At 60.9% G+C, this 6,749-nt stretch carries 4 protein-coding genes and 1 tRNA gene; 3 read left to right on the top strand and 2 right to left on the bottom strand.

What is annotated here, in order from left to right:
- Together IBX54_RS11065 and alaS are read right to left on the bottom strand one after the other, a co-directional pair.
- A partial coding sequence (locus IBX54_RS11065; RefSeq protein ID WP_296542710.1) for a ferredoxin--NADP reductase occupies positions 1 to 484 on the bottom strand: 484 nt, incomplete at its 3' end.
- 295 nt (positions 485 to 779) lie between these two features.
- Positions 780 to 3,410 (bottom strand): alanine--tRNA ligase, encoded by a 2,631-nt coding sequence (gene alaS, locus IBX54_RS11060; protein WP_296542709.1) that lies wholly within the window; start codon positions 3,408 to 3,410, stop codon positions 780 to 782.
- A gap of 192 nt (positions 3,411 to 3,602) precedes the next feature.
- On the opposite strand from alaS, the gene gabT reads away from it, so the two are divergent.
- The 3 genes from gabT (at position 3,603) to IBX54_RS11045 (ending at position 6,573) form a co-directional block, all read left to right on the top strand.
- A complete protein-coding gene (gene gabT / locus IBX54_RS11055) occupies positions 3,603 to 4,898 on the top strand; it encodes a 4-aminobutyrate--2-oxoglutarate transaminase (protein ID WP_296542708.1) in 1,296 nt (431 codons plus the stop codon).
- 48 nt (positions 4,899 to 4,946) lie between these two features.
- A complete protein-coding gene (locus IBX54_RS11050) occupies positions 4,947 to 6,416 on the top strand; it encodes an NAD-dependent succinate-semialdehyde dehydrogenase (RefSeq protein WP_296542707.1) in 1,470 nt (489 codons plus the stop codon).
- An 83-nt stretch (positions 6,417 to 6,499) separates the two neighbouring features.
- Positions 6,500 to 6,573: transfer RNA gene (locus IBX54_RS11045), tRNA-Gly, on the top strand.
- Positions 6,574 to 6,749 lie beyond the last annotated feature (176 nt).

Here is a 6,749-nt window from a genome sequence, read left to right as displayed (position 1 = left end):
GCAGGTCCACCGTGAGGTAGTCGTAATACGCCAGTTCGGCCACTTCGCGCACGCCATGCACCAGAATGACTTTTTCAAATTTCTCATAAGTTTCGGGGTCGCGCACGACGCTCAAAAACGGGGCCAGGCCGGTTCCCGTGCCGAACAGGTACAGGTTTTTGCCGGGCAGCAGGTAATCAATCAACAAGGTGCCGGTGGGTTTCTTGCCAACCACGATCTTGTCACCCACCTTGATGTGCTGCAGCCGCGAGGTCAGCGGGCCGTCTTGCACCTTGATGCTCAAAAATTCCAGATGGTCTTCGTAGTTGGCGCTGACGATGCTGTAGGCGCGCAGCAGCGGCTTGCCATTGTCATCGCGCAAGCCGATCATGGTGAAGTGGCCGTTGGAGAAGCGCAGCACCGGGTCGCGCGTGGTGGTGAAGCTGAACAGGCGGTCGGTCCAGTGGTGGACGCTCAAAACGGTTTCATTCAAAAAAGCACTCATGGGATGTTGTTTCAGTTAAGTAATAAACGAAAAAAGAGGCACCGTCAGCACGCGCTGCCCGAATTTGAACCCGTCACTGCGAGCCCCCCGTACCTGGTCCGATACCGCACACGGACCTTGAACAGAGACTTCGTCATCGCGAGCGAAGCGTGGCGATCCATGTCTTCGGAAGTCATGGATTGCGTCACTGCGTTCGCAATGACGGGGCTGTTCATGGAAAGCGAAGCGCGGCAGTCCATGCAGTCGGAAATCATGGATTGCTCTACTTCGTTCGCAATGACGAGCTTGTAAACCATTAAAGCTTGGCCTCCACCCAACCCTGCACGCTGGCCAAAGCCGCCGCCAGTTTTACGGGTTCGGTGCCGCCGGCCATGGCCATGTCGGGCTTGCCGCCGCCCTTGCCGCCGATTTGGCCGGCAACGAAATTGACCAGCTCGCCGGCCTTCACCCTGGCCGTGGTGTCAGGCGTCACGCCCACGGCGATCTGCACCTTTGCGCCATCGACCACGCCGAGCACGATGACGGCGGTCTTGAGCTTGTCCTTGAGCTTGTCCATCGTATCGCGCAGGGTCTTGACATCGGCACCGTCGAGGCGCGCCACCAGCAGCTTGACACCCTTGATGTCTTGCGCCTGGCTGAGCAGCTCGTCGCCCTGGGCGCTGGCCAGTTTGCCCTTGAGGGCAGCCACTTCCTTGTCAAGCGCCTTGACATGCTCCAGCACCGACACAAGGCGCTCATTGACCTCGGCCACTGGGGCTTTGAGTGCGCTGGCGGTCTGGCCGACGGTGTCTTCCAGATGCTGCAAATACAGCAGCGCGTTAGTCCCGGTCACCGCCTCGATGCGGCGAACGCCCGAGGCCACGCCGCTCTCGGTCACCACCTTGAACAGGCCGATGTCACCGGTGCGCGCCACATGCGTGCCACCGCACAGTTCGCGGCTGCTGCCAATGTCGAGCACCCGCACCGATTCGCCGTATTTTTCACCGAACAGCATCATGGCACCGGTCTTTTGTGCCGATTCGATGTCCATCACCTGCGCCTGGGTGGCGGCGTTGGCCAGAATTTCGGCATTCACGCGAGCCTCGATCTCGCGGATTTCCGCGTCTGTCACCGGGGCATTGTGGGCAAAGTCAAAGCGCGTGCGCTCAGCATTGACCAAACTGCCTTTTTGCTGCACATGGCCGCCCAGCACCTCGCGCAGCGCCTTGTGCATCAGGTGCGTGACGGAGTGGTTGCGCTGGGTCGCCAGACGCAGGCTGGTGTTGACATGCGCCGTGACCGCATCACCCAGCTTGAGCGTGCCGGTTTTCAGCGCGCCGTGGTGGCCAAACACATCGGCCTTGATCTTTTGCGTGTCCTGCACCTCGAACAGCGCCTGGTCGCAAAAAATGGCACCGGCATCGCCCACCTGGCCGCCGCTTTCGCCATAAAACGGCGTCGTGGCCAGCACGACCACGCCGTTCTGACCCGCCTTGATCTCGCTGGCAGGGGTGCCGTCCACATAAATGGCTACCACCTCGGTGGCGGCCGTGAATTGCTCGTAGCCGACAAAGGCGTTGCCCGCGCCGCTGTAGTCCAGCACCTTGTCTTGCCTGAACTTGCCAGCGGCGCGGCCCAGGGCCTTTTGCTTTTCCATGGCAGCCCTGAAACCAGCCTCATCGACCGTCAAACCGCGCTCGCGACAAACATCGGCCGACAAATCCAGCGGGAAGCCAAAGGTGTCATGCAGTTTGAAAGCCACCTCACCGGGCAAGACCTTGACGCCACCAGCCAAGGCTTCGTCCAGTATCTGCATGCCCACCTCAAGCGTTTCGTAAAAGCGCTCTTCCTCGAGCCGCAACACGTCCATGATGCGGTCCGCCTGCGCCGCCAGGCTGGGGTAGGCAGCGCCCATGACGGCCACCAGGTCGGGCACCAGCTTGTGAAAAAACGGCGTTTTCTGGCCCAGCTTGTAGCCGTGGCGGATGGCGCGGCGGATGATGCGGCGCTGCACATAACCGCGCCCTTCGTTGCCCGGCAACACGCCGTCGCTGACCAAAAAGGCGGTGGCGCGGATGTGGTCGGCAATCACCTTGAGCGAGTTGTTGCCCAGGTCGGCACAACGGGTTTCGCGCGCGGCCGCCTTGATCAGCGCGTCAAACAGGTCGATCTCGTAATTGCTGTGCACGTGTTGCAGGATGGCGGCCAGCCGCTCCAGCCCCATGCCGGTATCGACGCAGGGCGCGGGCAGCGGCGTGACGGCACCCGACTCATCCATGTTGAACTGCATGAACACATGGTTCCAGATTTCGATGAAGCGGTCACCGTCTTCGTCCGGGCTGCCGGGCGGACCACCGGGGATGTGCGCGCCGTGGTCGTAAAAAATCTCGGAGCACGGGCCGCATGGGCCGGTGTCGGCCATCATCCAGAAGTTGTCTGACTTGTAGCGCGCACCCTTGTTGTCGCCGATGCGGATCACGCGCTCGGGCGGCAGGCCGATCTCTTTGGTCCAGATGTCATAAGCCTCGTCATCTTCGGCATACACGGTGGCCAGCAGGCGCTCGGGCGGCAGCTTGAAAACCTGCGTCAGCAATTCCCAGCCCCAATGGATCGATTCGCGCTTGAAATAATCGCCAAAGCTCCAGTTGCCCAGCATCTCGAAAAAGGTATGGTGGCGCGCGGTGTAGCCCACGTTTTCCAGGTCGTTGTGCTTGCCACCGGCGCGCAGACAGGCTTGCACCGAGGCCGCACGCACATAACTGCGCTTGTCGGTGCCCAGGAAAACATCCTTGAACTGCACCATGCCCGAGTTGGTGAACATCAGCGTGGGGTCGTTGCCGGGCACCAGCGGGCTCGATGCCACCACGGTGTGGCCTTTGGAGGCGAAAAAGTCGAGAAAGGTCTTGCGAATATCGGCGACGGTCACCGGGATGGCGGTTGGATTCATGACGTGAAAGACCTGGTTTGATGTCAAAGCACGGGATTTTAGGTGATCGGGGGCTTTCCCTACTGCCCGGGTGTGTGCGCTGAAAGTGTCCCCTTCGTGCCAGGTAAAAGTGTCCCTTGTCAGGTCAAAATAGCACCATAGAATTTTGAAGCGCTGTGCCCAATGCGCAACTTACCACAACTCAGGATCACCATGACCAACGCTGAACAAACCAACGCCGCCCTGATGGAACGTCGCCGCGCCGCCATTCCCCGTGGTGTCGGCCAAAGCCACGAAGTGTTCATCGCCCGCAGCGACAACGCCGAGGTGTGGGATGTCGAGGGCAAACGCTACATCGACTTTGCCGGCGGCATCGCGGTGCTCAACACTGGCCACTGCCGTCCGGAGATCAAGGAAGCGGTTAAAAAACAGATCGACCTTTACACCCACACCTGCTTCCAGGTGCTGGCGTATGAACCCTATGTGGAACTGGCCGAGCGCTGCAACGCGCTGGCACCGGGCAAGTTTGCCAAGAAGACGCTTTTTTTGAGCACCGGTGCCGAGGCCGTTGAAAACGCTATCAAGATCGCCCGTGCCCACACCAAACGCCCTGGCGTGATCGCCTTTACCAGCGGCTACCACGGCCGCACGCTACTCACGCTGGGGCTCACTGGCAAGGTGGCGCCTTACAAGCTGGGTTTCGGGCCGTTCCCGAACGAGATTTTTCATGCTGACTTCCCCAATGCGCTGCATGGTGTCAGCGTGGACGATGCCATGGCCTCCCTTGAAACCATCTTTAAAAACGATATCGAAGCCAGCCGCGTGGCGGCCATCATTGTGGAGCCGGTGCAGGGCGAAGGCGGCTTCAACGTGGCACCGTTCGACTTTTTGCAGCGCTTGCGTGCGCTGTGCGACCAGCACGGCATCGTGATGATTGCCGACGAGATTCAAACCGGTGCCGGACGCACCGGCACCTGGTTTGCCATCGAGCAAAGCGGCGTCGCCCCTGACATGATCACCATGGCCAAGTCGATGGCGGGCGGCTACCCCATCTCAGGCGTGGTGGGCCGTGCCGAAATCATGGATGCGCCGGCGGCTGGCGGCCTGGGCGGCACCTACGCCGGCAGCCCGGTGGCCTGCGCCGCGGCGCTGGCCGTGCTGGACGTGTTTAAAAAAGAAAACCTGCTGGCGCACAGCCGCCTGCTTGGTGCGCACATGATGGCCAGGCTCCAGGCCATGGCCGCCCAAGACAAACGCATTTGCGACGTGCGCGGTCTGGGTGCCATGGTGGCCATCGAATTGTGTAAAAACGGCGATCCGCACCAACCCAGTGCCGACACGGCCAAAGCGCTGGCGGCCGAGGCCACCCAACGCGGCCTGATTTTGCTGACCTGCGGCACCTATGGCAATGTGGTGCGCATCCTGGTGCCGCTGACGGCCAGCGATACCATTGTGGATGAAGGCTTGGACATCCTGGCTGCCAGTTTGGACGCCGTGCAGACAATCTGATGCATTGATCAGTGCCACTTTTAATTATTTTGACAAGAGACCCACACCATGACTTCTCCACTCACCCTGCTCAAAGACCCCACCCTGCTCAAGGCCGATGCCCTCATCAATGGCCAGTGGGTATCAGGCGCCAGCCGCTTTGCCGTGACCGACCCAGCCACCGGCGCCCATCTGGCCGACGTGGCCAATCTCGGCCCGGCTGAAGCCGAGGCAGCCATTGCCGCCGCCAACGCCGCCTGGCCTGCCTGGCGCAGCAAGACCGCCAAAGAGCGCAGCATCATTTTGCGCAAGTGGTACGACCTGCTGATGGCCAACCAGGACGACCTGGGCCGCATCATGACCGCCGAGCAGGGCAAGCCGCTGCCCGAGGCCAAAGGCGAAGTGGCCTACGGCGCCAGCTTTGTCGAGTGGTTTGCCGAAGAAGCCAAACGCATCAACGGCGAAACCCTGCCCCAGTTCGACAACAACCGCCGCCTGATGGTGCTGCGACAGCCCATTGGCGTCTGCGCTGCCATCACGCCCTGGAACTTTCCCATTGCCATGATCACCCGCAAGGTCGCGCCAGCACTGGCAGCCGGCTGCCCGGTGATCATCAAACCCGCTGAACTGACCCCGCTGACCGCCCTGGCCGCGGCCGAGTTGGCCATTCGCGCAGGCATCCCGGCCGGCGTGCTCAACATGATCACGGCAGATGCCGACAACTCGATTGCCGTGGGTAAGGTGCTGTGTGCCAGCGACGTGGTGCGCCACATCAGCTTCACCGGCTCCACCGAAGTGGGCCGCATTTTGATGGCACAAAGCGCGCCCACCGTCAAGAAACTCTCGCTCGAGCTCGGCGGCAACGCGCCCTTCATCGTGTTTGACGATGCCGACATCGACAGCGCAGTGGAAGGCGCCTTTGCCAGCAAATACCGCAATGCGGGCCAGACCTGCGTCTGCTCCAACCGGCTGTACGTGCAGGCGGGTGTGTATGACGAATTCGTCAGCAAATTCGCCGCCAAGGTCAAAACCGCCAAAGTCGGCAATGGCTTTGAGGAAGGTATCAACCAAGGCCCGTTGATTGAAGAAGCCGCGCTGCAAAAGGTCGAGCGTCATGTGAACGATGCGGTGGCCAAGGGTGCCCGCCTGCTGGTGGGTGGCAAGCGCCTGCCAGGCCAGTTCTTCGAGCCGACCGTGGTGGCAGACGCCACAGCCGACATGCTGTGCGCGAGGGAGGAAACCTTCGGCCCCTTTGCGCCCATCTTCAAGTTCCAGACCGAGCAGGAAGCCATCGATGCTGCCAACAACACCGAATTCGGCCTGGCAAGCTATTTCTACAGCCGCGACGTGGGCCGCATCTTCCGCGTCAGCGAGGCGCTGGAATACGGCATGGTCGGCATCAACGTGGGCATTCTGGCAACCGAGCATGTGCCGTTTGGTGGCGTCAAGCAGTCCGGCCTGGGCCGCGAAGGCTCGCACCATGGCATTGACGACTACGTGGAAATCAAATACCTGTGTCTGGGCGACATCCTGAAATAACCGGCCCATCGCGGCAAGGCGCCGCTCCCGCAGGGGGCGTTGCGAGCATGTACACTAGCGCCTCTTGACCTTCGCGGTCATGCGCGGGTGTAGTTCAATGGCAGAACGGCAGCTTCCCAAGCTTCATACGAGGGTTCGATTCCCTTCACCCGCTCCATGAGCTCTAAAGCGTTGATTTAAAAGACATTTTTTAATCTCCTTGGCAAAGGCAGGGAGGCATTATTGGCATCTTCACTGCGTTCGCAATGACGTGCGTCTTTCACAATCACGCGCTTCCGGCAATCAGCAGCTTGTCGCTGCCGGCAGCGCCAAAGGCCTGCTCCTTCAAAATGG

This window comes from Rhodoferax sp. (assembly GCF_014859475.1).
Lineage (GTDB): Bacteria > Pseudomonadota > Gammaproteobacteria > Burkholderiales > Burkholderiaceae_C > Rhodoferax.
Note: the sequence above shows the minus strand (reverse complement) of the source record. Positions and strands in the feature narration are given on the sequence as shown.